Below are 26,328 nucleotides of genomic sequence, written 5' to 3'. Positions count from 1 at the left end.
ATGCGCGCCGGTCAAGGGAGTGGTAGTTCAGTTGGTTAGAATACCGGCCTGTCACGCCGGGGGTCGCGGGTTCGAGTCCCGTCCACTCCGCCAATAACGAAAAGGGCGAATCGCAAGATTCGCCCTTTTCTATGTCTGAATGAATAGCGCTATTCTTCGCTGGTTCCCAGTGCGGTGGTATTGAAGCCGCCGTCCACATAAGTGATCTCGCCGGTCACGCCGCTGGCGAGGTTGCTGCACAAGAAAGCGGCAACGTTGCCGACTTCCTCAATGGTGATGTTGCGGCGCAGCGGTGCGCATTTCTCGTTGTAGGTGAGTAGTTTGTTGAAGTCGGCGATGCCCGCAGCCGCCAAGGTGCGGATGGGGCCGGCAGACACGCCGTTGACACGGATGTTGCGCGGGCCGAGGTTTACGGCTAGGTAGCGCACGCTGGCTTCCAAACTGGCTTTGGCTAGCCCCATCACGTTGTAATGCGGCATGGTGCGCACTGCGCCGAGATAGCTTAGCGTCAGCAGCGCAGCTCCTTCGTTGAGATAGGGCAAAGCGGCCTTGGCTAGTGCTGGGAAGCTGTAAGCGCTGATGTCATGGGCGATGTGGAATGCCTCACGGCTGAAGCCATCGAGGAATTCGCCCGCGAGTGCCTCCTTAGGAGCGAAGGCGATGGAATGGACGAAGCCATCAAAGTTGCTCCAGTGCTGCTCTAGGTCAGTGAATAGCTGCTCAATTTGCTCATCACTACCGACATCACAGGCAAACACCAGCTCGCTATCGAAATCCTTGGCTAAACCTATCACTCGGTCGCGGATGCGCTCGCCCTGGTAGGTAAAAGCCAGCTTTGCGCCTTCGCGGTGCATCGCCTGAGCGACGCCGTAAGCAATGGAGCGGTTGCTAACCATGCCGGTGATCAAAATACGCTTGCCTGCGAGAAATCCCATGTCGTCCTTGGTTTGAAAAATAGTGAGGCGATTATAAAGCAAAGCAGATGCGTGGCAGCCAGCTGGCGAACGTGCCTACGCGGGTTCAGTGTGTATTGCGGCAGTAGATGACGGGGCACACAGATGAGAGTAAGCGCGAGATGTTTTTACCCGCTATCATCGAGCCTCTTGATTAACTACAGCACTCAGATGGCAAATACTTCAAATTTGTTAGCGATGTTTTCGATTGATGTGGTCAGCTTTGTCTTCTCGGTGGTGGTATTGGGCGCGTACCACCTCTATTTGCGGGGTAAAGTCAGGAAAGACCCAGCCTATACGATTCAGGCGCTGAACAGGACGGCGCGGGCGATGTGGGTGGAAACCATGATGAGTTCGGGTAAGCCGGATGTGATCCCCATTCAGACACTGCGAAATTCCACCATGGCAGCCACCTTTCTGGCATCGACTGCCGTGCTGTTGATCATGGGGGTGTTGACACTGAGTGCGCAATCTCAAACTGGCACTTGGCAGGTATTGAATCCGCACGGCCCCACTCACATCGAGCTATGGGCTATCAAGTTGATTTTGTTGCTGATCGATCTGTTTGTGGCCTTCTTTAGTTTTTCCATGGCCATTAGAATATTTAACCACGTGGGCTACCTGATCAACGTGCCTTTGGGTATGAAACACAAGTCCATGACTGCACAGCATGTTGCTGAGTATCTAAATTCGGCGGGCAAATACTACAGCATCGGGATGCGAACTTATTATTACTGCGTCCCGTTGGTGTTTTGGCTATTCGGCCCCGTTTTCATGGTGTTGGCGACACTGGCTTTGGTTCCATTGCTTTACAAGCACGACCGAGCGCCGAAAGTGCTAGTGGATGACTTTCGCTAATTGTCTCCGGGCTGGGTTGTGTCGATTGGGGTATGGGCGGCTCTTAACCCCTGTTTAGACAGTTGTTATTGATGGCTGGTCGAGGCCATCATTGCCGCGACTCGCGGTCATACCTTCGTATATAATCCCGCGCTGTTTGTTATCAGGATTGCGCTGCAACCATGCTGGAAGTCAGCAACCTAGCCTGTTCCCGAGGAGATCACCCGCTGTTCACCGACCTTAGTTTTACGCTAGAGGCGGGTGAGCTTTTGCAGGTGCAAGGTGAGAACGGCAAGGGTAAGACCAGCTTGCTGCGCACTCTGTGCGGATTCATGCAGCCGGTGGCAGGTGAGATACGCTGGCGCGGCGAGAATGTGGAAGAGCTAGACGAGGATTACTTCGCCGAATTGCTTTATCTTGGTCACCACAACGCTATCAAGGACGAGCTCAACGCGCTGGAGAATTTGCAGATTTCTGCGGGCTTGGCGGGCATCGAGTTGGGCGAGAAAGAGGCTGTCGCGGCCTTGCGCCGCATGGGCCTGAAAGGGCGCGAGCATCTGCCGGTCAAGGTGCTGTCGCAAGGCCAACGTCGCCGTGCTGCATTGGCGCGGATGCTGGTGTCGGATGCGCCTTTGTGGGTGCTGGATGAACCATTGACGGCGCTGGATGTCGGAGCAGTCGGTCTGATTCAAGAATTGTTGGGCGAACATCTGGCGCGTGATGGCATGGTGATCTTCACCACGCACCAGCCGCTGGTGGTCGAGGGTGTCGAGTTGCGGCGCTTGGTGTTGTCGTGAAGAAGCTCTCGCTGCTCTCCTTGTTGCTGCTGGTGATCCGGCGCGATCTGCTGCTGGCGATGCGTCGCCGCGCAGATGTGCTGACCACGCTGATCTTCTTCGTAATGGTCGTGAGTCTGTTCCCGCTGGGAGTTGGGCCGGAGTTGGATATGTTGCGCAAGATGGCGCCCGGCGTGGTGTGGGTGGCGGCCTTGTTGGCTTCCATGCTGTCGCTGGCGCGCTTGTTCGCAGCAGACCATGCCGATGGCACACTGGAGCAGATGATGCTGGCACCTCAGTCATTGTCGGTGCTGGTGCTGGGAAAAATGATTGCTCACTGGATGGTATCCGGTTTGCCACTGGTGCTGATGGCACCCGTGTTGGGTTTGCAGTTCGATATGCCGCCGCAATCGCTGGGAATCTTGATGTTGGGTCTGCTGCTCGGCACACCGGTGTTGAGTATGCTAGGCGCGGTGGGCGCGGCGCTGACGCTGGGCTTGCGTGGCGGAGGAGTACTGGTCTCGTTGCTGGTGTTGCCGTTGTGCATCCCTGTGCTGATCTTCGGTACGGGTGCGGTCGAGGCGGTGAATAGTGGCTTGAACCCCAATGCGAACCTCGCGCTGATGGGTGCGATCGTGACCATGGCGCTAGTGTTCACGCCCTGGGTGACGGCGCAGGCTTTGCGTATTTCTATGGAATGAGTTTCGGGAGTTAGATTTGGCAATCAACTGGTTCAAATATTCAGCACCGACCAACTTCTACAGCTTGGCTGGTAAACTGATCCCTTGGTTCGCGGTCGCGTCGTTGCTGTTCTTCGTGGCAGGAATGTACTTCGGCTTTGTGGTCGCGCCGACGGATGCCGTGCAAGGCGAGGCTTACCGCATCATGTTCATCCATGTGCCGGCCTCTATCCTGTCGATGTTCATCTATCTCATCATGGCGGGCTACGCGGCGCTGGGTTTGATCTTCAAGACACGTCTTTCGTCGATGATGGCCTCTGCACTGGCGCCGACCGGTGCGCTGTTTGCCTTCATTTCACTGTGGACCGGTGCACTGTGGGGCAAGCCGATGTGGGGTGCGTGGTGGGTGTGGGATGCACGCCTAACTTCCGAGTTGATTTTGCTGTTTCTGTATCTGGGCTTCATTGCGTTGCACGCCTCCATCGACGACCCGCGTCGCGCTGACCGCGCCGCTGCCTTGCTGGCCATCGTCGGCTCGGTCAACGTGCCCATCATCTATTTCTCTGTGAAGTGGTGGAATACCCTGCATCAAGGCTCCACCATCAAGTTCAGCGGCACGTCCATGCACGTCGCCATGCAGCAGGCTTTGTTGCTAATGCTGCTGGCCTGCTGGTGTTACGCCATCGTTGTGGCGTTGGCGCGGGTGCGCAGCATCATTTTGGAACGTGAAGGCGCGACTCAATGGGTGGGTGAACTATCTGAGGTACAGCGATGATGAGCGATCACAGTTTTTACATCTGGGGCTCCTACGGAATGGCCGCCCTGATTTTCGTAATCGAGATTTTGCTGGTGCGGCAGCGCCGCAAGAGCGCGTTACGCGCTTTGCGTTTGCAACGTGACGCAGGAGATGAAGCATGACCAAGAGACAAAAACGTCTGGCCTTTATCGTGGGTGGTTTGGCGCTGGTGGGCGCAGCCGCCGGGCTGGTGTTGTATGCGCTGAAGGACAATGTCAGCTTGTATTTCACTCCGACTCAAGTGGCTAACCATGAAGCGCCGCAAGGTCGCAATTTCCGCATCGGTGGCCTAGTCGAGCCGGGCAGCGTCAAGCGTGAAGACGACGGTCTGACGGTGCACTTCCGCGTCACGGACAACGTGCGGGGTATGGATGTGGTCTATAAGGGCATCCTGCCCGATCTGTTCAAAGAAGGTAAAGGCATCGTCGCCCAGGGTAAATTGGAAGAGGGTAACCTATTCCGCGCCGACGAAGTGTTGGCCAAGCACGATGAGAACTACATGCCGCCCGAAGCCAAGGCAGCACTCGATGCAGCCGCTCTGGCGCAATCCGGTGTGAGCGCGGCCTCCACCGTTCCTGCTGCGAAATAAGGGATACCTACATGATTCCAGAGATTGGTAATTTCGCCCTCATCATCGCGCTGCTGCTGGCGCTGTTGCAGGGCGTGCTGCCCATTTGGGGCGCGGCACGCGGTAACGCGGTGCTGATGGGGATGGCTCGCCCGATGGCGGCTGGACAGTTTGTGTTTGTGGCGGTCGCTTTTGCTTGTTTGTTACAGGCTTTTGTCGGCAATGATTTCTCCGTGCTCTACGTGGCGCAGCATTCGAATTCACAACTGCCGGTGCAATACCGAGTCGCTGCGTTGTGGGGCGGTCACGAAGGTTCGTTGCTGCTGTGGACGTTCATCCTGACCGTGTGGACAGTAGCGGTGGTGATGTTCAGCAAGCACCTGCCGGAAGAGATGGTGGCCCGCGTGGTCGGCGTGATGGGACTGATCTCGGTCGGTTTCTTGCTGTTCATGTTGTTTACTTCCAACCCCTTTGATCGCTTGCTGCCTGCCGCAATGGATGGTCGCGACCTCAATCCGCTGTTGCAAGATCCCGGCTTGGTCATTCACCCGCCGATGCTGTACATGGGCTACGTCGGTTTCTCGGTGGCGTTCTCATTCGCTATCGCTGCGTTGTTGGGCGGACAGATGGATTCCACTTGGGCGCGCTGGTCGCGCCCGTGGACGACCGTGGCTTGGGTGTTCATGACCATAGGTATCGCGCTGGGTAGCTGGTGGGCGTATTACGAACTGGGTTGGGGAGGCTGGTGGTTCTGGGATCCGGTCGAGAACGCTTCCTTCATGCCTTGGCTGGTCGGTACGGCGCTGATCCACTCGTTGGCCGTGACCGAAAAGCGTGGCGCGTTCAAGAGCTGGACGCTGCTGCTGGCCATCGCCGCGTTCTCCCTGTCGTTGCTGGGAACCTTCCTCGTGCGTTCCGGCGTGCTGACGTCGGTACACGCTTTCGCCACTGACCCGAAGCGCGGCATCTTCATCCTGTCCTTTTTGGTCATCGTCATCGGCTCTTCCTTGCTGCTGTTTGCTTGGCGCGCGCCCAAGATCGGCCTGGGCGGTCGCTTCGAGCTGGTATCGCGTGAATCCTTGTTGCTGACCAATAACGTGCTGCTATCCGTGGCCTCGGCCTCGGTATTCATCGGTACGCTGTTTCCCTTGTTCGTCGATGCGCTGGGTATGAGCAAGCTATCCGTCGGTGCGCCTTACTTCAACAAAGTGTTCGTGCCGCTGATGGTCCCGATGATTTTCATGATGGGCTTGGGGCCATTGGCGCGGTGGAAGCAGTCTAGCGTGCCCGATCTAGCTAAGCGCGTGCGTTGGGCATTCGCGTCTAGCGTAGTCATTGCCTTGGCGCTGCCGATGGTGCTGGGTAATTGGACGCCGATGATCGCACTCGGGGTGTTGATGGCTTTCTGGATATTTACCACTTGTGCGCTGGACATCACGAAGCGTCTAGGCGGTCGTGACAAGGCGTTGTGGGAGCGTCTGCGTAGCCAATCGCCGAGTTATTACGGCATGCAGTTGGCTCACTTGGGCATCGGCATCTTCATCATTGGCGTGACTATGGTGAAGGGTTATGAGACCGAGCGCGACGTGCGTATGAACGTCGGCGACACGGTGGTGGCCGGAGGTTACACCTTCCGCTTCGATGGCGTGCGCGAAGAGAAAGGCCCCAATTACATCGCGGCACAAGGTCGAGTGACTATAACCCGTGATGGCCAGCCGGTGACGCAACTCTTCCCTGAAAAACGCCAGTACAACGCCTCCGGCATGCCGATGACCGAAGCGGCGATCCAAACCGGATTGCTGCGCGATCTGTATGTCTCGTTGGGTGAGCCTATCCCCGACAGCAACGGTGCCTGGGCGGTACGTGTGTATCACAAACCATTTGTCGATTGGATCTGGGCGGGCTGCCTGATGATGGCGCTGGGCGGTATTTTGGCGATCTCTGACCGTCGTTATCGTATCCACGCCCGTCGCAAGCAAGCGACCTCCACAGCCGCCGTGGATGGAGCATTGAAGGAGCAGACAGCATGAAGCGTTTCATACTTCCCTTGGTGATTTTCCTGGTGCTGGCGGGCTTTCTATACAAGGGCCTGAGCCTTGATCCACGCGAAGTCCCGTCGCCCTTGGTGGGCAAAGTCGCTCCGGCCTTTGTGTTGCCGCAGTTGCATGAGTCCGAGAAGACTTTTTCGCCAAAAGACATGGCAGGCAAAGTGTGGCTGCTCAATGTCTGGGCCTCGTGGTGTGGTGCGTGTAAGGATGAGCATCCGGTATTGATGGCGTTGTCGAAGCAGAACATCGTTCCCATCGTCGGCCTTGATTACAAAGACAAGCGCGAAGATGGCGAAGCGACCTTGGCCAAGGCGGGCGATCCCTACACGCTGACCGTCGCCGATGTCGATGGAAAAGTGGGTTTCGACTACGGCGTGTATGGCGTGCCGGAAACCTACGTCATCGACAAACAAGGCATGATCGCCTACAAGCTGATCGGTGCAGTCACGCCGCAGAATCTGCGTGACACGCTGCTACCCTTGATCGCGGAGTTGCAATCCAAATGAGATATCTGTTGATCGCCCTGATGTGTCTGCTGCCAAGTTTCGCTTTCGCCGGCGAAGCTAAAGACATCGCCGATGACCCCGTGATGGAAAAACGGATGATCTTGCTGGCGGAGAAGGTGCGTTGTCTGGTGTGTCAGTCCGAGGCGGTGTCCACCTCGCACTCCGACTGGTCGAACGATGTGCGCGAGATCATGCGCGAGAAGATGAAGGCGGGCGCGAGCGATCAGGAGATTCTCGATCTGCTGGTCGAGCGTTTCGGCAAGTCGGTGTTGTTCGATCCGCCCGTGGATAAGGAAACGGCGCCGTTGTGGATCGCACCATTCGCTTTGATGTTGTTGGGCGCAGTGGCTTTGTTCTTCAAGCTGCGTAAGCGCCAGACCGAAGTGGTGTCCGCAGAACTTTCCAGCGCTGACGCGCAACGCGCCAGTGCGCTGTTGGGCGATGCCGACGAGCGCGTCCAGTCACCGAATAAGGATTCCCAAGCATGACCCAGTTCTGGATGATCTGCGCCGCGCTACTGCTGGTAGCCGTGGCTTTTGTGGTGCTGCCCTTGTGGCGCAGCCGCGTGCGTACCAATGATGTAGTGCGCGATGCCGCCAACCTCGAAATCTTCCGCGACCAAATCGCCGAGATGGATGCCGATCTGGCCAATGGTTTGTTGACTCAGGAGCTTTACGAACAGGGCAAACGCGAGTTGCAAGCGCGTGTGCTGGATGAGGTGAAGTCGCCCGAGGTTGCCAGTGTGTTGGCGCGCGATCCGCATCGCAAGCTGGCGATCTTGCTGGTATTGGCCGTGCCACTGCTGGCGGTCGGTCTGTATGGCATGGTGGGTAACCCGAACGCCTTTTTGCCGCAAGTCTCTCACGCCAATACTGACGGATTCGGTGCGATTCGCTCGGAAGCTGCGCTGGGTGAGTTGCAGAAGAAACTGTCTGAAGAGCCTAAGAATGCGGAAGGCTGGTTGTTGCTGGCGCGTTCCTTGGTCGAGCTGGAGAAATATCCAGAAGCAGTCAGTGCGTTCAAGAAACTGGTCGAGTTGGTGCCTAACGAATCACCGGTTTGGGCGGATTTCGCAGATGCCCAAGCTATGGCCAACGGCCAGAGTCTGGTGGGTGAACCGACCAAAATGTTGGACAGGGCCTTGGCTATCGATCCCGCCAATCCTAAGGCGCTGGCCCTCTCAGGCTCAGCGGCGATGGAGCGGGGCGATTACGCAGCGGCGGTTCGCCATTGGGAAAATCTGCTGAAGCAGGTTCCTAAGGATAGCGAAGATGCCAAAATGATCGAAGGCGGTATCCAGCAGGCACGTGACTTCTTAGCTCAGTCTAAAGGCGGCAAAGCGCCCGTCATGGCTGCGCAGCCAGAACCCGAGAAGATCGTCAGCGATGGGAAAGAACGCATCACTGGCACGATCACTCTGGATGAGGCGGTCAAGGCGAATGCCAGCCCAGAAGATACCTTGTTCGTGGTCGCACGCGCGCTGAGCGGCCCCAAGATGCCACTGGCGATCATTCGCAAGCAGGTCAAAGATCTACCACTCAAGTACACACTGGATGACACCATGGCGATGGCGGCTGAGATGAAACTCTCTAATTTCGACCAAGTGGTCGTGCTGGCTCGTGTGTCGAAGTCGGGTACGGCAATGCCGCAAGCGGGTGATTTGGAAGGTGTAAGTCAGCCGCTCAAGCCGGGTAGCAAAGATGTGAATGTGACAATCAGCACCATCATCAAACAAGGTGCAAAGTAGGAGTTGAACAGCTGGGGCGATTCGTGGATAATGCGCCCCTTCCCAGCCGGGATGGCGGAATTGGTAGACGCGCTGGACTCAAAATCCAGTTCTAGCGATAGAGTGGGGGTTCGATTCCCCCTCCCGGCACCAGATGTAAAAGGCTCACAGAAATGTGAGCCTTTTTACTTTGTGCTAAAGCAGGTGCTCTGGGTGTCGGGCATTTCGCTTATCTTGCCGACAACTGCACGCCTCGACGAGCCGCCATGCGGCTTCCAATCTCATGTAACTGTTCTGGGGCTAACAATGTCTCAGCCAGTGGCAGCAGCATCGTGTTTTCCAGTTCAATGTGCTGGGCGTAAAGCTCAGTGAAGTGTTGGGTGATGGCTTCATCTAACACTGGGGCTTTATCGTTGGCGATATCGAGTAGCAATGGGCGCAGATTCTTCCATGCAGCTTCCATCCCTTGATGTTCTTGTAGCAAGCGGGCGATCAGTGACTCCGCCCTTCCATCCTGAGTGGCGCGTAGCTTAGGGAATAGGTCTTGCTCTTCATCTTGATGGTGATGCTGTCCGGCGGTATCAAAATAACGCAGGATGGCGAACGCGGCTTGACTGGCTTGGGCATCGTGTCCGTGAGTTGTTAGGTGTTCTCGTAATCGTTTCAGCGTGGTGCATTGCGCTTGTATCCTGCCGTGACACGCGCGCAGCATTTCCAGTGGATCGTCGAACGAGGGGGCGGCAGAGCTGCCGATGAGTGAGTTCATGGCAGGGCTTTCAGTAGGTGAGAAAGGGGTCGTGAGTAATCGCTGTGGCGGCGATGTAGAAGAAAACAAGCTGTGCGGCAAGCCAAGTCATCAGTCGTGCCGAATGAGTCTGGATGATTCTGAATGCCAGTATGCCAAGGCCGATATAGACCATCAGGGCAATGATCTTGGCTGCTAGCCAGGGTGAGTTCGCGGGTGAGTAGCCGAGCTGCCATGCAAGCCAGATTGCACTGGCGAGTAAGAGAGAGTCAACGCTGTGCGGTATGACTCGCACCCATCGTTGTCGCATGATGGAAGAGTTGCGCAATAACCAAAATCCTCTGAGCCAGAATAGGCTGAAGCTCAGTGCGACGCAGCTTAGGTGGATATATTTGAGCAGCAACATCGATCGACCTTTTCGAGTGGGAGATGAGCGATGCGATGTCCTAAATGTGGTGTTTCAGGACATCGCCCCGCTCAGGCGTAGCTTACGCGAACACTCTGGGTCTAACCGATGCACGTTCAGTTATTTACGCATCTGCGCGGTGAGTGCGGCTACAGCAATGCCGATGACAGCGGCAACTCCGATGACGGTAATGATGGACGATAAAATGCTCATGTCTGCCTCCTTGGGGTTGTTATTCAATGGGTGGGAAATTCATCCCAGTGAAAATTTAGCATAAACCCATTTATGAAAACAACCATTAGTGGATCATTATTGACTATATTAATCAGGTAATTGAGGCGATATAAGGTTGAGTAACTCGCTTGGTGATGGATAGCGTTGATACCTAAGATATTGTGCTCGACTTCCCGAGCATCATGCACTTCCAACATCACAACGTCGGATTTTGCTATGCTTCACCCAGCTTGCTTTACCCTGAATAATCGTATCAAGGAGATCACATCATGAATCGAAACAACCTACTGTTGACATTAGGGATGGCTGCCGTGTTGGGCGGCTGTGTCAGTAGCAATTCCGGCGATGTCTATTCGCGGGATGAAGCGCGCAGAGTGCAAACCGTGCAGTTCGGTACGGTTGAAAGTGTGCGCTCGGTCAAGATCGAGGGCACACAGTCGGGCATCGGTGCGGGCGCGGGCGCAGTCACTGGCGCGATCGCGGGTAGCTCGGTGGGGCAAGGGCGGGGTAGTGCTGTGGCGGCGGTGCTTGGTGCTGTAGCGGGTGGCGTGGTCGGTGCGGCTGCCGAGCAGGGTTATACCCGCGAGAATGCCACCGAAATCACGATCCGCCTTGAAGGCGGGCGCATCATCTCCATCGTGCAGAGTGGAGATGAGAAGTTTCAAGCTGGCGACAAGGTGAAGATTGTGGAGAGCGGTGGCGAAAACCGCGTCACTCATCAATAAGCCTGCCTGACGAACGCTTCTTGCTCAGAACGGTAACTCCAGCGCCTTGCACAGAAAGCCCATGTAAGGCGCAGCCGTGCGGAAGCGTTCCACCACCTGCGGGCGCAGCTGGCCAGAAGTCACTTCCGCTTCGCTTAGGCTGCACATGCCAATGAAATCCTTGCGCTTCAGGTCGTCCAGCAGCGGATGATCTTTGGCGAAGCCGCGCGGCGCGTTGGCGAGCGAATCGCCTTCCAGCGTGAAACGCTGACGAAAAGCTGCCGCATCCCGCGCCGCCAGCCAGCGTTCGCCGTTTTGCGCGATAGCCTCGCGTATCTTGAATAGCGCGTCCGGCTCGGGATGCCACAGCCCGATGCCCAGAAAACACCCGCCTGGCTCGATGTGCAAATAATAGCCCGGCGCATGCACATCTTTGCCTACCTCGTGGCGGAACTGGATGCCGATGTTGGTCTTGTAAGGCGTCTTGATCTTGCTGAACCGCGTATCTCGCTGCACCCGCATCAGCGACCCGCCCACCTTCTTCGGCTGCGCCAGAAAGTGGCGCGAAATCGCTGGCATCTCGTCCGACATGTCGCTGATGAATCTCAGCGCCGGCGAACGCACGCAGTCCTCGTATTCCTGCTTGTGCGCCTCGAACCACTCGCGGGTGTTGTTGGCTGCCAGCGCGGAAAGGAAGGCGAAGGTCTGTTCGGTGAAATAGGAATCAGTCATTTTGTTGCTCCTGAATGAAGTAGGGTGGGCAAACGGTTTGCGGTTTGCTCACGCGGTGGTGTGAGAATGCCCCGCGTGGGCAACGCTGCGCTTTTGCCCACCCTACAAAGTCATAGCAACTTCTTTAACTGATAAATCCGTTCCAGCGCTGCTTTGGGGCTGAGTTCGTCCGGGTCTAGCTCTCGCAGCGCCGCCACCAGCGGGTGCTCTTCCGGCTCGGGTGCTTCGTAGAGTGGCAGCGCGGCGAAGAGGTCGCCTTGGGGATTCTGGGCGGCGCTTTGTTGTTCGAGGCGGACGAGTTGTTTCTTGGCGCTGCGGATGACGCTGTTGGGCACGCCCGCCAGCGCGGCGACTTGCAGGCCGTAGCTCTGGCTGGCGGCGCCTTCGTTGACGCTGTGCAGGAAGACGATGCTGTGCTGGTGTTCGATAGCGGAAAGATGCACGTTGGCGAGTTGCTGGAATTCTTCGTTGAGCCGCGTCAGTTCGAAATAATGGGTGGCGAACAGGGTGTAGCTGCGGTTGGCTTCCAGCAGATGGCGGGCGATGGCGTAGGCCAGCGCGAGGCCGTCGAAGGTGGAAGTGCCGCGCCCGATCTCGTCCACCAACACCAAGCTGCGTTCGGTGGCGTTGTGCAAAATGTTGGCGGCTTCGGTCATCTCGACCATGAAGGTGGAGCGCCCGCTGGCGAGGTCATCCGATGCGCCGATGCGAGTGAAGATCTGGTCGATCTCACCCAGCACGGCTTCACGCGCCGGGACGAAGCTGCCGACGTGGGCAAGCAGGGCGATGAGTGCGGTCTGGCGCATGTAGGTGGATTTACCGCCCATGTTGGGGCCGGTGATGAGCAGCAGTTTGCGCGCTTCGCTCAACTGGCAGTCGTTGGCGATGAACTGCTCGACTTGCGCCTCGACCACCGGATGGCGGCCTGCGGTGATCTGTAGCACCGGCTGATCGACGAACTGCGGCGCGCAGAAGTTCAGCGTGGCGGCGCGTTCGGCGAAGCAGGCCAGCACGTCCAGTTCCGCGATGGCGCTGGCGATGCGCTGCAACTGCGGGATGAAGGGGGCGAGCGCATCCAGCAGTTGCTCGTACAGCCACTTTTCGCGCGCCAGTGCGCGATCGTTGGCCGAGAGCGCTTTGTCCTCGAAAGCCTTCAGCTCCGGCGTGATGTAGCGCTCGACGTTCTTCAGCGTTTGGCGGCGGCGGTAGTCGTCCGGCACCTTGTCGGCATTGGCCGTGCTCACCTCGATGTAGAAACCGTGCACGCGGTTGTATTCCACCTTGAGTTTTTCGATGCCGGTACGGGCGCGCTCGCGCGCTTCCAGCGCCAGCAGGAAATCGCCGCAGTTTGTCTGGATGCCGCGCAGCTCGTCCAGTTCGGCATCAAAGCCGTCGGCAATCACGCCGCCTTCGCGTAGGACGGAGGAGGGTTCGGCTTTGAGGGTGCTCTGGAGCAGCGTGGCCAGTGATGCGTCGGTCTGCAACGAGATGAGCAGCTTCGTGACCAGCGGTGCATCGCAATCCGCCAGATGTGCAGTCAGTTGCGGCAGGGTCAGCAGCGTGTCGCGCAAGCCGGAAAGATCGCGTGGGCGGGCTGACCTGAGCGCGATGCGGGCGGTGATGCGCTCGACATCCACGCAGGGTTTGAGTTGCTGGTGGAGGGCGCGGTGTGTTTCGCCGAATTGCTCGATCGCATCCAGCCTAGCGCGTAGCGCCGCTCTGTCGCGCAGTGGGTGATGCAACCAGTTGCCTAGCAGTCGGCTGCCCATGTTGGTGGCGCAGGTGTCGAGCAGGGAAAGCAGCGTCGGTGCGGGTTCGCCTCGCAGGGTCTGAGTGATCTCTAGATTGCGGCGAGTGGCGGCATCCATACGCACGTACTGGTCGGCGCTATACACCTGCATGCTGCGGATGTGGGTGATGCTCTGGCCCTGAGTGAGCTTGGCATAGCCGAGTAGCGCGCCTGCCGCTTCGAGACCGAGGGTGAACTGGTCGCAGCCGAAGCCAGCGAGGTCGCGGGTGGCGAACTGCTGGCACAAGGTGCGGCGTGCGGTCTCCAGCTCGAAGTGCCAGTCGGGTAGCGGCTTGTGTGCGGCGTTGAGGCCGGGGGGCAGTGCTGCGTTCTCGGCGTGCAGAATCTCCGAAGGTTGCAGGCGCTCCAGTTCGGCGCTCAAGTTATCGGTGGCGGTCTCGCTGACGTAAAACTGGCCGGAAGCGAGATTCAGCCAGGCCAGCCCGAGTTTGCCGCTGCGCTGGTGCAGCGCCAGCAGTAAGTTGTCGCGCTTCTCTTCCAGTAGCGCGGAGTCGGTGACGGTGCCGGGCGTGACGATGCGCACGACTTTGCGTTCGACCGGCCCTTTGCTGGTGGCAGGGTCGCCGATCTGTTCGCAGATGGCGATGGATTCGCCCATTTTCACCAGCCGTGCCAGATACTGCTCGGCGGCGTGGTACGGCACGCCCGCCATCTTGATGGGGTTGCCGTTCGACGCGCCGCGTTGGGTCAACGTGATGTCGAGTAGTTTGGCGGCGCGCTCGGCATCGCCCATGAATAGCTCATAAAAGTCGCCCATGCGGTAGAACAGCAGCATGTTTGGATGCTCGGCCTTGATGCGCAGGTATTGCTGCATCATCGGGGTGTGCTGGGCGGTGCTCATAGGGCGCGATGTCTGGATGTTTCGAGGTCGCGCATTTTACCGTCTATCGCGTGGAGTTGAGGCTGGAAGTAGCGAATTCGAGTTGCGCGGCTTTCCCAAAGCCGCTATATTCGCGCCCATGCACTTCTCCAAGCACATCACCGAGTCCCACTCTACCTTCAGCCTGCTGGCCGCGCTGAAGCTGCGCGTCGCGCGCTAAATACTTCCCCCACACTGACAGAATGACTAGCGCAGCGCTCAATCAGCCGCTGTGTTTCGTAACAATTTGCAATGGAGTTTTACCATGACCAATCAATTGATAATTTTTGACACGACTATGCGCGACGGCGAGCAAAGCCCCGGTGCTTCGATGTCCCGCGACGAAAAGGTGCGCATCGGTCGTCAACTGGAACGCTTGCGCGTGGACGTGATCGAGGCAGGCTTCGCGGCGGCGTCCGACGGCGACTTTGAAGCGGTGCGAGCCGTGGCGGAGGCCGTGCGCGAATCCACCGTATGTTCCTTGGCACGTGCCATCGAACGCGACATCCGCCGCGCCGGTGAAGCGATCAAGCCTGCCGCGCGTGGCCGTATCCACACTTTCATCGCCACTTCGTCCATTCATATGGAGAAGAAGTTGCGCATGACGCCTGAGCAGGTGATCGAGAACGCTGTCGCTGCCGTGAAGTTGGCGCGCCAGTACACCGACGATGTGGAGTTCTCCGCCGAGGATGCGATCCGTTCGGACGAGGATTTCCTCTGCCGCGTGTTCGATGCTGTGATCAAGGCGGGCGCAACCACGTTGAACGTGCCGGACACCGTGGGTTACAGCATCCCGGCTCTGCTCGGTCAACGTATCAGCAACTTGATCGCGCGCGTGCCGAATTCGGATAAAGTGATCTGGTCCACCCATTGCCACAACGACCTCGGCATGGCCGTGGCCAATTCCTTGGCGGCGGTGATGGGCGGTGCACGGCAGGTGGAATGTACGATCAACGGCTTGGGCGAGCGCGCGGGAAATGCGGCGTTGGAAGAGATCGTGATGGCGGTGCGCACTCGCCAAGACGTGTTCCAATGCGACACGCGCATTGACGCGACGCAGATCGTCCCAGCCTCCAAACTGGTATCGCAGATCACCGGTTACCCAGTGCAGCCGAACAAGGCCATCGTCGGCGCGAATGCCTTTGCGCATGAATCCGGCATCCATCAGGACGGCGTGCTCAAGCACCGCGAGACTTATGAAATCATGCGGGCGGAAGATGTGGGCTGGAACGCCAACCGTTTGACCTTGGGCAAGTTGTCTGGCCGCAATGCCTTCAAGTCCAAGTTGCAGGATTTGGGCATCGAGATCGCCAGCGATGAGGCGCTTAACGCAGCGTTCACCCGCTTCAAGACCTTGGCTGACAAGAAGCGCGAGATCTTCGACGAGGATTTGTATGCTTTGATGTCGGGCGAAGCGCCGGATGCAGTCGAACGCTTCAAGTTGATCTATAGCAAAGTGCATTCGGAAACCGGCGAAGTCCCCTTGGCGACATTGACCTTGACTGTGGACGGTAAGGAGCAGCGTGGCGAATCTTCTGGTTCCGGCCCCGTGGATGCGACCTTCAAGGCTATCGAGCAAGTGGCGAACAGCGGCACCGAGTTGTTGTTGTACTCCGTGAATGCGATCACTACTGGCACGGATGCACAGGGCGAAGTCACCGTTCGTTTGTCCAAAAATGACCGCGTGGTGAATGGTCAGGGTTCCGACTGCGACATCGTCGTCGCTTCGGCTCAGGCTTATCTGAATGCACTCAACAAGTTGCATAGCAAGCCAGAAACGGCACATCCGCAGCTTTGAACTTTTTCAGCGGATGGTTATCTGAACGGGCGGCACGTTACGGCGTGCCGCTTTTTTATTCAATCGGGAGAAGGTCGTGAAGAAAATTCTGGTATCGGGTTTGGCGTTAGCCGCATTGCTGAATGGCGCGAGTGCGTGGGCTTGGGGTGACTGTACGCCACGTGTTCGTTCCCAGTGTTTTGGCGCCGAGATGGTGGGCAAGAATTTGGCAGGTACTGACTACACCGGTACCGATCTGAATAAAGGTGATTTCTCGCAAGCGAATTTTTCGAAAGCGAAGCTGGCCGGGGTGAATTTCTACAAGGCCAAATTGGTGGGAACGAATCTTTCAGGGGCTGACCTGACCCGCGCTATCTTGGATTATGCGAATCTGTCGGGAGCGAATCTGAGCGGAGCCAACCTGAGCGGAGCCAGAATCGAGGCAGTGGATTTTTCAGATGCGAACTTGACCGATGCTAATCTAGCGGGAACTCGTGTGGCGGGTGCAAAGTTTTTCCGCGCGACACTGTGCCGCACCACCATGAGCGACGGCATCATCAACAACTCTGGTTGTCCGGTGGAAAAGCCGAAAGCGATCGAGCCGCCTGCTGTGCTGACGGTCAAGCCATTGGGCAACGTCATCAACGGTTGCGAGATCAAGTCGCAGACGGTCTGTGCCAATGCGGCGTTGGCTGAGGCCAATCTGGCCTCGGCGGAACTGAGCGCCGCTCAGCTCTACATGGCGAATCTGGCCTCGGCTAACCTGTTTCGCGCTAATCTTTCCAAGGCGAATCTAACCGAAGCCAACTTGGGCAAGGCGAATTTGGATCGTGCCAACCTGTCGCAAGCCAACCTGACCGATGCGAATCTGAGTCGCAGCGTGCTGCGTGGTGCTCGCTTGGAGCGAGCCAATCTGACTGGCGCGGCTTTGTTGGGCGCCGACTTGACGGATGCTGACCTGACGGGCGCGAATCTGACGGGTACAGCGACTGGCGGAGCGACTTTCTGCCACACGACGATGCCGGATGGTTCGATCAACAATAGCAGTTGTATGCCGCCTGAAGTGAAGGCGGTAGAAAAGCCGAAAGTCGAGGCGGCTCCAGCAAAGGCTAAGGCAAAGTCCAAGGCTAAGGCGAACTAGGTAATCAGTCATCAAGAAGCGGCGGGATTTTCCCGCCGTTTTCATTTTGTGCGGGAGCGCGGTGCGGCGGTAGGGTGCGGTAGAATGTCGCTCTATCAAATCTATTTCTTTTCGCCATGCTGCGCCTCACCGAAATCAAACTCCCGCTCGACCATGACGAAGCCGCGTTGCCAGCGGCGATACGCACCCGGCTGAAGATCGCAGCGGGCGAGTTGCTGGGGTTCACCGTGGCGCGGCGCGGCTATGATGCGCGCAAGAAGACCGACATCCATTTCATCTACACTCTGGACGTGGAAGTGAAAGACGAAGTGGCACTGCTCAAACGCCTGAAGGGCGTGCCGCACATTGCCATCGCGCCGGAGACGCGCTACCAGTTCGTTGCCCATGCACCGCAAGGACTGAGCGAACGTCCCGTGGTGATCGGCACCGGGCCGTGCGGTTTGCTGGCAGGCTTGCTGCTGGCGCAGATGGGCTTTCGCCCCATCATTCTGGAACGCGGCAAGGCGGTGCGCGAACGTACTAAGGACACGTGGGGTTTGTGGCGGCAGAGCAAGCTGAACCCTGAATCCAATGTGCAATTCGGCGAGGGTGGCGCGGGGACGTTCTCCGACGGCAAGCTGCACACCCAGATCAAAGACCCTAAGCAGCACGGGCGCAAAGTGCTGGACGAATTCGTAAAATCCGGCGCACCGGAAGAGATCCTCTACGTCAGCAAGCCGCACATCGGCACGTTCCGGCTGGTCAGTATGGTGGAAAAGATGCGCGCCGAGATCGAGTCGCTGGGCGGCGAGTTCCGCTTCCAGAGCCAGGTTACCGACATCCTCATCGACAACGGTCAAGTGCAAGGTGTGACGCTGGCCAATGGCGAGACCATCACTTCGCGTCATGTCGTGCTGGCCATCGGCCACAGTGCGCGCGACACTTTCGACATGGTTTATCAGCGCGGTGTCTATGTCGAAGCCAAGCCGTTCTCTATCGGCTTCCGCATCGAGCATCCGCAAACGTTGATCGACCAGTGCCGCTTCGGCCCATTCGCCGGCCATCCGCAACTGGGTGCGGCTGACTACAAACTGGTGCACCACGCTAGCAACGGCCGCTCGGTGTACAGCTTCTGCATGTGTCCGGGCGGGCAAGTGGTGGCTGCCACCTCGGAGCCGGGGCGCGTGGTCACCAACGGCATGAGCCAGTATTCGCGCAACGAGCGTAACGCCAACAGCGGCATCGTGGTGGGCATCAGCCCGGAAGACTATCCCGGCGGCCCGCTGGCGGGCATCGAGTTCCAGCGCCAGTGGGAGAGTCGTGCCTTTGAGTTGGGGGGCGGTAACTATTTCGCGCCGGGGCAGCGCGTTGGCGATTTTCTGGCTGGACGCGCCTCTACGAAGCTGGGTTCAGTCGTGCCGTCCTACCAGCCGGGCGTGACCCCGACCGACCTTGCTACCGCCTTGCCGGATTACTGCATCGCCGCCATCCGCGAAGCGTTGCCTGCCTTTGGCAAGAAGCTGCGCGGTTTCGATATGGCTGATGCGGTGCTGACCGGAGTGGAGACGCGCACCTCGTCGCCGATCCGCATCAAGCGCGGCGACGATTACCAGAGCCTGAACACGCGCGGCCTGTATCCTGCGGGTGAAGGTGCGGGCTATGCGGGTGGCATCATGTCCGCCGCTATCGACGGCATCGAAGTGGCCGAGGCGGTGGCGCTGGATATGCTGCGGGTGTGAAGTGGGCCGTCACCGAAAGTAACTGATCGCGCGTCAGCTTAGACTGGGGCTTCTACACGATCAGTTGCCTGATTGTTTGTGCATGCTACGTTTTGATGGGGTTACCTTTACTCTGTGCTTAGAAAACGCCAACGGCATTTTTTGCCCAGCCACGAAACCATCCGGCATAACCGCTGGCTGCGCCCGCTTGCGGGCTGGTTGGATAAGCCGAATCTGTGGAACATCAATCGTCGTTCGGTGGCGGGTGGCGTGGCGGTGGGTTTGTTTTGTGGGCTGATCCCTGGGCCAGTACAGATGTTCGGCAGCGCGCTGCTGTCCATCCTGTTCCGGGTGAATCTGCCGGCAGCGCTGTTCAGCACGTTGTACACCAACCCGCTCACCATCGTGCCGCTGTACGTGCTGGCCTATGAGTACGGCGCGCTGGTGACGGGACAATATCTGGGGCTGAAAGCGGAACAGCTGGCCTTGCCGGAATTACACTGGAACAACTGGCACACAGTCATCCCTGCTTGGCTGGCGACTCTGGGACAGCCGTTCCTAGTGGGTTTGCCATTACTGGCTGCGACCTTGGCCTTGCTAGGATATGTGGCGGTGCGTCTGGTCTGGCGCTGGCGGGTGATCCATGCCTGGCAGAAGCGGAAGTGGAAATGATGAATGAGCGATGGATTAAGGAGACGAAAATGACAGGTTTCAATCGTTGGCTATTGGCGATGGTTCTGGGCGCGTTATGCGCCTTGCCGCTCAAGGCAGAGGAGCTGTCGAAGGGGCAGACGATTTATCTGCCAATCTACTCGCACATCTGGTACGGCGATCTGGATGCCTCCGGTCAGCCTAGGAAGGCGTTGATGTCGGCGCTGGTGAGTATCCGCAATACCAGCTTGAAGATGCCGGTTCGGGTGACTTCGGCGCGTTACTACAGCACCGAAGGGCGATTGTTGAAGGAGTTTGCCGCTTCGCCGCGCACCGTACCGCCGATGGCGACGCTGGAATTCTTCGTCGAGAAAAGCGAGTCGGCAGGCGGATCAGGGGCCAATTTCATCATTCAGTGGGAAGCCTCCACAGAGACCAATTCGCCACTGGTCGAGGCCGTGCATACCGACATTCAACTCAACCGCACGCCGACTTTCCTGACGTCTGGGAGGCCGATCAAATCAGAGTAGCGAGTTGTGTGGAGGCGTTGTTGAGCCTTCAATAGCATCGTTTCGCGGCAAAGTCGCTTGAGCGCCTTGCCTTCTTTAGGCGATGAGCACAGTAGTGGGAGGGAGCTTTCGTATGATCTGGATGTGGGTTGGTTTCATCGTGTTTATCTTGCTCATGCTGGCACTGGATCTCGGTGTCTTTCACCGCAAGGCGCATGTCGTCACGGTCAGAGAGGCGGTCGCTTGGTTCGTGATATGGATGGCAATGGGCGCTGCTTTCGCCGTTTTCGTTTACTTCGCTTACGATGGCCAGTGGTTCGGCCTTGGCACCTTGCCGGATCCCGTCGATGGCTTACTCAATGACGGGGCGACGGCGACAGAGAAGTATCTGACGGGCTACGTCGTTGAAAAGTCGCTCAGCGTGGACAATATCTTTGTCATCGCCATGATCTTCACATACTTCGGAGTGTCGCCGCTTTATCAGCACCGTGTACTGTTCTGGGGCATCTTGGGCGCGTTGTTATTGCGCGGCATGATGATATTCTTTGGCGCAAAGTTGATTGCTGAATTTCACTGGATACTGTACTTTTTTGCCGTATTCCTGATCCTGACAGCAATCAAAATGCTGTTTCTCAAGTCGGAGCAATCTGACCTGAACAGCAATGTCATCGTCCGAATGATTCGTTCCATTTTCCCGATAACGGCTAGGTTTCACGGCGACCATTTCATGGTTCGTGCAGGATCATCAGCTGCGTCCGAAAGTGAAACACCCAATGCACCTATTACGCCTGACGATATGGTGGAAAAGTCGAAGCCCGGCACGCTGCTGCTCACACCGCTGGCCTTGGCGCTAGTCATGGTAGAGACGACCGATCTGATCTTTGCGGTGGACTCGATCCCGGCCATCTTTGCCATTACTGGCGACTCATTCTTGGTTTTTACGAGTAACGTATTTGCGATGCTCGGCCTTCGCTCGCTCTATTTTGCACTGGCTGGCTTAGAGCGTAAATTCCGCTACCTCAAGGCCGCTCTCGCTACGCTGCTCATGGTCGTGGGTGTCAAGATGCTGTTCGCAGAGTGGCTCAAACTCTCGCTGGGTGAGCATTTCAATCTGTACTTGCTCGGAGTGGTCGTTATGATCTTGGCGATCGGCGTGGGTGCCTCGCTCATCGCGGATCGTAGAGGTATGAAAGGCCAGTAGATCAACCCGTGACGACGCTGATACCGATGGCAACGCAAGCAACCTAGGAGTTTTCTGATCTCTGGGGGCGCTTAAGTTAGAGTGTTTCGATAGCGACTGAGGTTCCAGTCTCGCGGCTCATCAGTGGCTGGCCAATTATTCGGCTCGGCTCATCGCTACCAGTGCCGCCCGTGCCTGTTGCGCATCCAACACGGGTTCGGGGAAGTCGAAGCGATACACGTCGCCGTCGGCGCGCACGTCGAAGCCGTCGCAGTCGATGCCGACCATCTCTACGGTCTGGGCTTCGCATTGGTGGACGTGCTGGCAGTAGCGGCGCAGCGAGTCGGCGTGGTCGGCGTTCATGTGGGCGAGGATGTCAGTTTCTTGCTCGATCAGCGGGTAGCTTTCAACTTGGTAGTTTTCTGCTTTGATCCAGTGGATGTGGCCGAAGCCGCCGATGTAGCGTAGAGACAGCGGGGCGATGCGGTAGAACGAGAAATCGTGCATCGCGAAGTAGGTCTGCGCTTCGGGGAAGTAGCGCAGATAGCGCTGTCCGGCGGCTTCGCGGTCGGCCACGATCTCGGCGTTGCCCAGCAGGGTGATGCGGCCCTGCGTCTGGATGTGCGGGCTACGCTGGTTGTGGCTGATGAGGCTGACGCGCGGGTCGGCGGCAATGTTCTTGGTGTGTTCGGCGAGGGTGCTGATGAGGATGAGCAGGCTGCCGTCGTGGTCCACCATGTAGGGCGTGATCGAGCCGAAGGGATGGCCGTCGAACTTTTTGGACAGGGTGGAGAGCGCGCCGTAACGATGGGCGCGTAGCAGTTGGCGGGCTTCACGGGCGTTGCTCATGCGTTGAGTCTCCTTGCAGTGAGGGCTAGACGTTTGCCTAGCGCGATACACAGTTTGCGTTCGTGTTCCGAGATCGGCAGTTCGCCCGCTACGCCTGCGTGGTGGCTGGCACCGTAAGGTGTGCCGCCGCTTTGGGTGCTGGTGAGTTCGGGTTCGGAGTAGGGCAGGCCGACCAGCACCATGCCGTGATGCAGCAGCGGCACCATCATGGTCAGCAGCGTGGCTTCCTGTCCGCCGTGCAGCGTGCCGGTGGAGGTGAACAGGGCGGCGGGTTTGCCCGCCAGTGCATGCTTCATCCAGAGCGGGCTGGTGCCGTCCCAGAAATACTTCATCGCGGCCGTCATGTTGCCGAAGCGAGTGGGGCTGCCCACGGCGATGCCGATGCACTCTTCCAAATCGGCATGGGTGGCGTAGGGCGCGCCGCTGTCGGGAATAGCCGGAGCGGTGGCTTCGCAAGTGGCGGAGACCGGCGGAACGGTGCGCAACCGAGCGGTTAAACCGGCCTGTTCTACGCCGCGTGCGATCAGTTGAGCCATCTGGCGAGTGGCACCGTGCTGGCTGTAGTACAGCACCAAGATTTCTTTGGCTTCGTTGTCAGGTATCATGCGCGCCATTATAACTGTGCATTTCACTATGCAATCTCTGATCCATAGACGCTTCCACGATTTTCGCCAGTTCTCGCGACTGCTTGCCCAGCGCTTTGTGCAGGATCGTTGTAACCAGATCGCGGCCAGCCTGACGTTCACCACGCTGCTGTCGCTGGTGCCGCTGATTGCCATCGCGCTGACCCTGTTCTCGGCGTTTCCCGTATTCTCCGATTTCTCGTCGTCGATCAAACAGTTCGTGCTGTCCAATCTGATGCCGGAGACCGGTGGCAAGCTGATCACGCGCTACATGGAGCAGTTCGCCGAGAGCGCGACACGGCTGACTGCCATCGGTGTGCTGTTCCTCGGTGCGGCGGCGATGCTACTGATGCACACCATCGAGGATGCCTTCAACGTCATCTGGCGAGTGTCGCGCCCGCGAGGGTTGACCCAGCGCGTGCTGATCTATTGGGCGGTGATCACGCTGGGTCCGTTGCTCGTGGGCGGCAGTCTGTCAGCGACATCTTGGTTGGTCAGCCTGTCGTCAGGCTATGCCAAGCAAGTGCCGCTATTCGGTGTGGGTGTGCTCAAAGTGGTGCCGATACTGCTGACCACGCTGGCTTTCTACTTGCTGTTCTTGGTCGTGCCTAACCGTCATGTGAGCAAACGACACGCGCTTATCGGTGGGGTCGTGTCGTCGGTGGCATTTGAGACCATGAGCCGTATCTTTGCCATCTACATCTCGCATTTTCCAACGTACAAACTGGTCTATGGTACGTTTGCCAGCATCCCGATCTTTCTGCTGTGGGTCTATTTTTCTTGGCTGACCACGCTGGTCGGGGCGTTGATTACAGCTACGCTACCGCACTGGCGCAGCAAGGTCGCTGGGCCGCTCACGCCAGCCACGGAGTTGTACTATGCTTTGCGGGTGCTACGCATCATGGACGAAGGACTGCGTACGGGGACAGTGCAGTCCATGCCCAGTCTGAGCGGTCACTTGCATGTCAGTTTCGAGAGGCTGGAGCTGATCCTTGATAAGCTGGTCAAGATCGGTGTGGTTCGTAAACTCGCCGCCAATGGATGGATAATGATCCGCGATGCGGAACATATCCGAGCAAGCGAACTCTATGCCAAGTTCGTGTACACCGTGCCCAAGCTGTATGCCTCCGATGAGGATGCAGCTATTCTGGCCTGGATGGCGCGTATGGCGGAGTTGTCGGCCGCGCAGGCCGATGTTACTTTGAAAGAATTGTTTGCCGAAATGCCCAGAGATGAGGAGAAGGAATGAAATCAATAGTTGCGATGCTGGCTATGCTGGGCATGAGCTCATTGAGTGGCTGTGTGGTCGTGGATGTGGCTAGTGCGGGCGCACATGTTGCTGCAACGGCTGTGTCGGTGGGAGCGACTGCCGTGGGCGTCGCCGCTGATGTTGCCGGAGCGGGAGTGTCGGTGGCCACCACCACGGTCAAGGCCGGCGCGGCGGTAGGTGGTGCGGCCGTCGATGTTGCTTCGTCGGCGGCAAAAGAAGGTGCGAATTAACACGGCTACGCCATCGTCGGTGGCATCCTTGGAGTAGGCATCATGCCAGAGTCATCTTCCTTTCTTGAGTTGCTCGCCCCCGCTAAGACCGCTGCCATCGGTCGGGAAGCGATCTTGCATGGCGCAGATGCGGTGTATATCGGCGGGCCGTCGTTCGGTGCGCGTGACAAGGCGGGCAATCCGATGGAGGACATCGCAGAGCTTGTGGCCTACGCGCACCGCTTCCATGCGCGGATATTCGTCACGCTCAACACCATCCTGCATGAGAACGAGTTGGAGACGGCGCGCAAGCTGGCGTGGGATTGCTACGAGGCCGGAGTGGATGCGCTGATCGTGCAGGATATGGGCTTGCTCGAGCTTGACCTGCCGCCCATCGATTTGCACGCTTCGACCCAGTGCGACATCCGCACGCCGGAGAAGGCGAAGTTCCTTGCCGATGTCGGTTTCTCGCAACTGGTGCTGGCGCGCGAACTAACTCTTCAGGAGATCGCCAAGGTGCGTGCCGCCGTGCCTGCCGATACCATCATCGAACACTTCATCCACGGCGCGCTGTGCGTGGCCTACTCCGGCCAGTGCTACATCAGCCACGCCCACACCGGACGCAGCGCAAATCGTGGCGACTGTTCGCAGGCCTGCCGTCTGCCCTACACCTTGCAAGACGCGCAAGGGCGTGTGGTCGCTTACGAGAAGCATCTGTTGTCGGTCAAGGACAACAACCAGAGCGACAATCTGCGTGCGTTGATAGACGCGGGCGTGCGCAGTTTCAAGATCGAAGGCCGCTACAAGGACGCGTCCTACGTCAAGAACATCACCGGCCATTACCGTCGTCTGCTGGACGAGATCCTCGAAGACCGTCCAGAGCTGCACGCAGCCTCCAGCGGCAAGACTCGCTTGTTCTTTACTCCCGATCCCGACAAGACCTTCCATCGTGGCGCGACCGAATATTTTTCCAATGGTCGCAAAGCTGACATCGGCGCGTTTGACGCGCCCAGCTTCGTCGGTCTGCCCTTGGGCACGGTGAGCAAGCTCGGCCCAGACTGGTTCGAGATTGAAACTGACGAGGTGATGGCCAACGGCGACGGCCTCAATTATCTTGTTAAGCGCGAAACCCACGGTATCCGCGCCAACAGCGTGAAGCATTTGGGGCGTTTCTGGCGTGTATGGCCGAACGAGAAGATGTTCGAGCTGGAAGGCTTGCGTGTCGGTTTGGAGATCAATCGCAACAGCGATCAAGCTTGGGAGCAGGCTCTGATCAAAAAATCCGCTGAACGCAAGATAGGCGTGAGTGCGGTGTTTGAGGAAACTGCACAAGGTTATGCGTTGACCTTGCAGGATGAGGATGGCATCCGCGTGACTGTGGCGGCAGAGTTTGACAAGCAGCCGGCCAAGCACGCTGACGAAGCCGAGGATAGGTTGCGTGAGCAGTTGGCTCGCTTCGGTAGCACCGACTTTGAACTGATGGCAGCCTCCGTCATTTGGGCGCAGCCGTGGTTCGTGCCTAGCTCACTGCTCAATCAATTGCGCCGTGAGGCCGTCGAGAAGTTGGACGCTGAGCGCCTCGCAGCTCATGTCCGTGTGATCCGCAAAGCCGCAGTCGAGCCTCCGGCGCGGTATCCGGAGGAGTCGCTGTCTTACCTCGCCAACGTTAACAACTCCGCCGCGCAAGCCTTTTACACCAAGCACGGTGTCAAGCTGATTGCCGCCGCTTATGAGCAACACGAGGAGGCGGGCGAAGTCTCGCTGATGATCACCCGCCACTGCATACGCTACTCGTTGAGTCTGTGTCCGAAACAGGCCAAGGGCGTGGTCGGCGTGCAGGGGCACGTGCGCGCCGAGCCTATGGTGTTGCTCAACGGCAGCGAGAAGCTGACGCTCAAATTCGATTGCCGCGCCTGCGAGATGCACGTGATGGGCAAGATGAAGAAACAGGTGTTGAAATCTATCACCGCTTCGGTGGTGCCGATCACGTTGTATCCGCGCCGTGATCGTGCCCATCACTCTGAGAAATTGGGTAAATAGTC

Annotated in this window: 28 protein-coding genes and 2 tRNA genes; 23 read left to right on the top strand and 7 right to left on the bottom strand. The window is 58.1% G+C overall.

Annotated elements, in window-relative coordinates; all coding sequences use genetic code 11:
- Positions 1 to 16: 16 nt before the first annotated feature.
- Positions 17 to 93 (top strand) — tRNA-Asp (locus OYT1_RS10635).
- Positions 94 to 149: 56 nt separating this feature from the next.
- On the opposite strand, the gene fabI is transcribed toward OYT1_RS10635, so the two are convergent.
- Positions 150 to 935, bottom strand: a complete 786-nt coding sequence (gene fabI / locus OYT1_RS10630; protein ID WP_062626332.1) for an enoyl-ACP reductase FabI — start codon at positions 933 to 935, stop codon at positions 150 to 152.
- 189 nt (positions 936 to 1,124) lie between these two features.
- On the opposite strand from fabI, the gene OYT1_RS10625 reads away from it, so the two are divergent.
- The 11 genes from OYT1_RS10625 to OYT1_RS10575 all read left to right on the top strand — a co-directional run bounded on the left by OYT1_RS10625 (position 1,125) and on the right by OYT1_RS10575 (position 9,043).
- The gene (locus OYT1_RS10625; RefSeq protein WP_062626331.1) at positions 1,125 to 1,811 is read left to right on the top strand and encodes a DUF599 domain-containing protein; all 687 of its coding nucleotides are present in this window, start codon (positions 1,125 to 1,127) and stop codon (positions 1,809 to 1,811) included.
- 161 nt (positions 1,812 to 1,972) lie between these two features.
- Positions 1,973 to 2,587: a cytochrome c biogenesis heme-transporting ATPase CcmA gene (gene ccmA / locus OYT1_RS10620; RefSeq protein WP_062626330.1), complete on the top strand. Its 615-nt coding sequence runs from the start codon at positions 1,973 to 1,975 to the stop codon at positions 2,585 to 2,587.
- The gene (gene ccmB, locus OYT1_RS10615; protein ID WP_232013174.1) at positions 2,584 to 3,267 is read left to right on the top strand and encodes a heme exporter protein CcmB; all 684 of its coding nucleotides are present in this window, start codon (positions 2,584 to 2,586) and stop codon (positions 3,265 to 3,267) included. The genes ccmA and ccmB overlap by 4 nt, the downstream gene beginning before the upstream one ends.
- A 16-nt stretch (positions 3,268 to 3,283) precedes the next feature.
- Entirely contained in the window at positions 3,284 to 4,021 is a 738-nt protein-coding gene (ccmC, locus tag OYT1_RS10610) for a heme ABC transporter permease CcmC (RefSeq protein WP_062626329.1), read from the top strand.
- 38 nt (positions 4,022 to 4,059) lie between these two features.
- Positions 4,060 to 4,164 carry a hypothetical protein gene (locus OYT1_RS10605; protein WP_232013173.1) on the top strand — a complete coding sequence of 35 codons (105 nt, stop codon included), beginning with the start codon at positions 4,060 to 4,062 and terminating at the stop codon, positions 4,162 to 4,164.
- Positions 4,161 to 4,631, top strand: a complete 471-nt coding sequence (gene ccmE / locus OYT1_RS10600; RefSeq protein ID WP_062626328.1) for a cytochrome c maturation protein CcmE — start codon at positions 4,161 to 4,163, stop codon at positions 4,629 to 4,631. Before OYT1_RS10605 ends, ccmE begins: the two co-directional genes overlap by 4 nt.
- Positions 4,632 to 4,642: 11 nt before the next feature.
- Positions 4,643 to 6,640, top strand: coding sequence for a heme lyase CcmF/NrfE family subunit (locus OYT1_RS10595; RefSeq protein WP_062626327.1), 1,998 nt, complete (start codon positions 4,643 to 4,645; stop codon positions 6,638 to 6,640).
- The gene (locus OYT1_RS10590; RefSeq protein WP_062626326.1) at positions 6,637 to 7,164 is read left to right on the top strand and encodes a DsbE family thiol:disulfide interchange protein; all 528 of its coding nucleotides are present in this window, start codon (positions 6,637 to 6,639) and stop codon (positions 7,162 to 7,164) included. The genes OYT1_RS10595 and OYT1_RS10590 overlap by 4 nt, the downstream gene beginning before the upstream one ends.
- Positions 7,161 to 7,652, top strand: coding sequence for a cytochrome c-type biogenesis protein (locus OYT1_RS10585; protein WP_062626325.1), 492 nt, complete (start codon positions 7,161 to 7,163; stop codon positions 7,650 to 7,652). The genes OYT1_RS10590 and OYT1_RS10585 overlap by 4 nt, the downstream gene beginning before the upstream one ends.
- Positions 7,649 to 8,911, top strand: a complete 1,263-nt coding sequence (gene ccmI / locus OYT1_RS10580) for a c-type cytochrome biogenesis protein CcmI (protein WP_062626324.1) — start codon at positions 7,649 to 7,651, stop codon at positions 8,909 to 8,911. Before OYT1_RS10585 ends, ccmI begins: the two co-directional genes overlap by 4 nt.
- Before the next feature lie 45 nt (positions 8,912 to 8,956).
- Positions 8,957 to 9,043, top strand: a tRNA-Leu gene (locus tag OYT1_RS10575).
- Positions 9,044 to 9,119: 76 nt separating this feature from the next.
- Here OYT1_RS10575 and OYT1_RS10570 read toward each other — a convergent pair.
- Complete coding sequence (locus tag OYT1_RS10570) at positions 9,120 to 9,656, bottom strand: hemerythrin domain-containing protein (RefSeq protein ID WP_062626323.1); 537 nt, start codon at positions 9,654 to 9,656, stop codon at positions 9,120 to 9,122.
- A 10-nt stretch (positions 9,657 to 9,666) separates the two neighbouring features.
- Positions 9,667 to 10,041, bottom strand: a complete 375-nt coding sequence (locus OYT1_RS10565) for a SirB2 family protein (RefSeq protein WP_062626322.1) — start codon at positions 10,039 to 10,041, stop codon at positions 9,667 to 9,669.
- Between the two features lie 503 nt (positions 10,042 to 10,544).
- Here OYT1_RS10565 and OYT1_RS10555 point away from each other — a divergent pair.
- Entirely contained in the window at positions 10,545 to 11,000 is a 456-nt protein-coding gene (locus tag OYT1_RS10555) for an outer membrane lipoprotein (protein ID WP_062626320.1), read from the top strand.
- Positions 11,001 to 11,024: 24 nt separating this feature from the next.
- Here the strand turns inward: OYT1_RS10555 and OYT1_RS10550 are convergent, their stop codons facing one another.
- Both OYT1_RS10550 and mutS read right to left on the bottom strand, forming a co-directional pair.
- Complete coding sequence (locus OYT1_RS10550; protein ID WP_062626319.1) at positions 11,025 to 11,711, bottom strand: DUF2461 domain-containing protein; 687 nt, start codon at positions 11,709 to 11,711, stop codon at positions 11,025 to 11,027.
- Positions 11,712 to 11,821: 110 nt separating this feature from the next.
- Positions 11,822 to 14,362: a DNA mismatch repair protein MutS gene (gene mutS / locus OYT1_RS10545; protein ID WP_062626318.1), complete on the bottom strand. Its 2,541-nt coding sequence runs from the start codon at positions 14,360 to 14,362 to the stop codon at positions 11,822 to 11,824.
- Positions 14,363 to 14,378: 16 nt separating this feature from the next.
- Between mutS and OYT1_RS10540 the strand changes: the two genes are divergently transcribed.
- From OYT1_RS10540 to OYT1_RS10510, 7 genes are all read left to right on the top strand, one after another.
- Positions 14,379 to 14,561: a hypothetical protein gene (locus OYT1_RS10540; RefSeq protein WP_062626317.1), complete on the top strand. Its 183-nt coding sequence runs from the start codon at positions 14,379 to 14,381 to the stop codon at positions 14,559 to 14,561.
- 84 nt (positions 14,562 to 14,645) lie between these two features.
- A complete protein-coding gene (locus tag OYT1_RS10535) occupies positions 14,646 to 16,178 on the top strand; it encodes a 2-isopropylmalate synthase (protein WP_062626316.1) in 1,533 nt (510 codons plus the stop codon).
- A 76-nt stretch (positions 16,179 to 16,254) separates the two neighbouring features.
- Complete coding sequence (locus OYT1_RS10530; protein WP_062626315.1) at positions 16,255 to 17,298, top strand: pentapeptide repeat-containing protein; 1,044 nt, start codon at positions 16,255 to 16,257, stop codon at positions 17,296 to 17,298.
- 116 nt (positions 17,299 to 17,414) lie between these two features.
- The gene (locus tag OYT1_RS10525; protein WP_062626314.1) at positions 17,415 to 19,016 is read left to right on the top strand and encodes an NAD(P)/FAD-dependent oxidoreductase; all 1,602 of its coding nucleotides are present in this window, start codon (positions 17,415 to 17,417) and stop codon (positions 19,014 to 19,016) included.
- A 114-nt stretch (positions 19,017 to 19,130) separates the two neighbouring features.
- The gene (locus tag OYT1_RS10520; RefSeq protein ID WP_062626313.1) at positions 19,131 to 19,667 is read left to right on the top strand and encodes a DUF2062 domain-containing protein; all 537 of its coding nucleotides are present in this window, start codon (positions 19,131 to 19,133) and stop codon (positions 19,665 to 19,667) included.
- A 29-nt stretch (positions 19,668 to 19,696) separates the two neighbouring features.
- The gene (locus tag OYT1_RS10515) at positions 19,697 to 20,176 is read left to right on the top strand and encodes a DUF3124 domain-containing protein (RefSeq protein ID WP_062626413.1); all 480 of its coding nucleotides are present in this window, start codon (positions 19,697 to 19,699) and stop codon (positions 20,174 to 20,176) included.
- A gap of 112 nt (positions 20,177 to 20,288) precedes the next feature.
- On the top strand, positions 20,289 to 21,356 hold the full coding sequence (locus tag OYT1_RS10510; RefSeq protein ID WP_062626312.1) for a TerC/Alx family metal homeostasis membrane protein: 1,068 nt from the start codon (positions 20,289 to 20,291) through the stop codon (positions 21,354 to 21,356).
- Between the two features lie 135 nt (positions 21,357 to 21,491).
- Here the strand turns inward: OYT1_RS10510 and OYT1_RS10505 are convergent, their stop codons facing one another.
- Positions 21,492 to 22,184, bottom strand: coding sequence for a HugZ family pyridoxamine 5'-phosphate oxidase (locus tag OYT1_RS10505; protein ID WP_062626311.1), 693 nt, complete (start codon positions 22,182 to 22,184; stop codon positions 21,492 to 21,494).
- Positions 22,181 to 22,789, bottom strand: coding sequence for an NAD(P)H:quinone oxidoreductase (gene wrbA / locus OYT1_RS10500; RefSeq protein ID WP_062626412.1), 609 nt, complete (start codon positions 22,787 to 22,789; stop codon positions 22,181 to 22,183). The genes OYT1_RS10505 and wrbA overlap by 4 nt, the downstream gene beginning before the upstream one ends.
- A gap of 28 nt (positions 22,790 to 22,817) precedes the next feature.
- On the opposite strand from wrbA, the gene OYT1_RS10495 reads away from it, so the two are divergent.
- From OYT1_RS10495 to OYT1_RS10485, 3 genes are read left to right on the top strand one after another with little or no spacing between them, the layout of a single operon-like run.
- Positions 22,818 to 24,056, top strand: coding sequence for a YihY family inner membrane protein (locus tag OYT1_RS10495; RefSeq protein ID WP_062626411.1), 1,239 nt, complete (start codon positions 22,818 to 22,820; stop codon positions 24,054 to 24,056).
- Positions 24,053 to 24,307: a hypothetical protein gene (locus tag OYT1_RS10490; protein ID WP_062626310.1), complete on the top strand. Its 255-nt coding sequence runs from the start codon at positions 24,053 to 24,055 to the stop codon at positions 24,305 to 24,307. The genes OYT1_RS10495 and OYT1_RS10490 overlap by 4 nt, the downstream gene beginning before the upstream one ends.
- Before the next feature lie 42 nt (positions 24,308 to 24,349).
- Complete coding sequence (locus OYT1_RS10485) at positions 24,350 to 26,326, top strand: peptidase U32 family protein (RefSeq protein WP_062626309.1); 1,977 nt, start codon at positions 24,350 to 24,352, stop codon at positions 26,324 to 26,326.
- Positions 26,327 to 26,328 lie beyond the last annotated feature (2 nt).

Source organism: Ferriphaselus amnicola (assembly GCF_000974685.2).
GTDB classification, from domain to species: Bacteria; Pseudomonadota; Gammaproteobacteria; order Burkholderiales; family Gallionellaceae; genus Ferriphaselus; species Ferriphaselus amnicola.
This window is presented reverse-complemented; position numbering and strand designations above follow the sequence as displayed.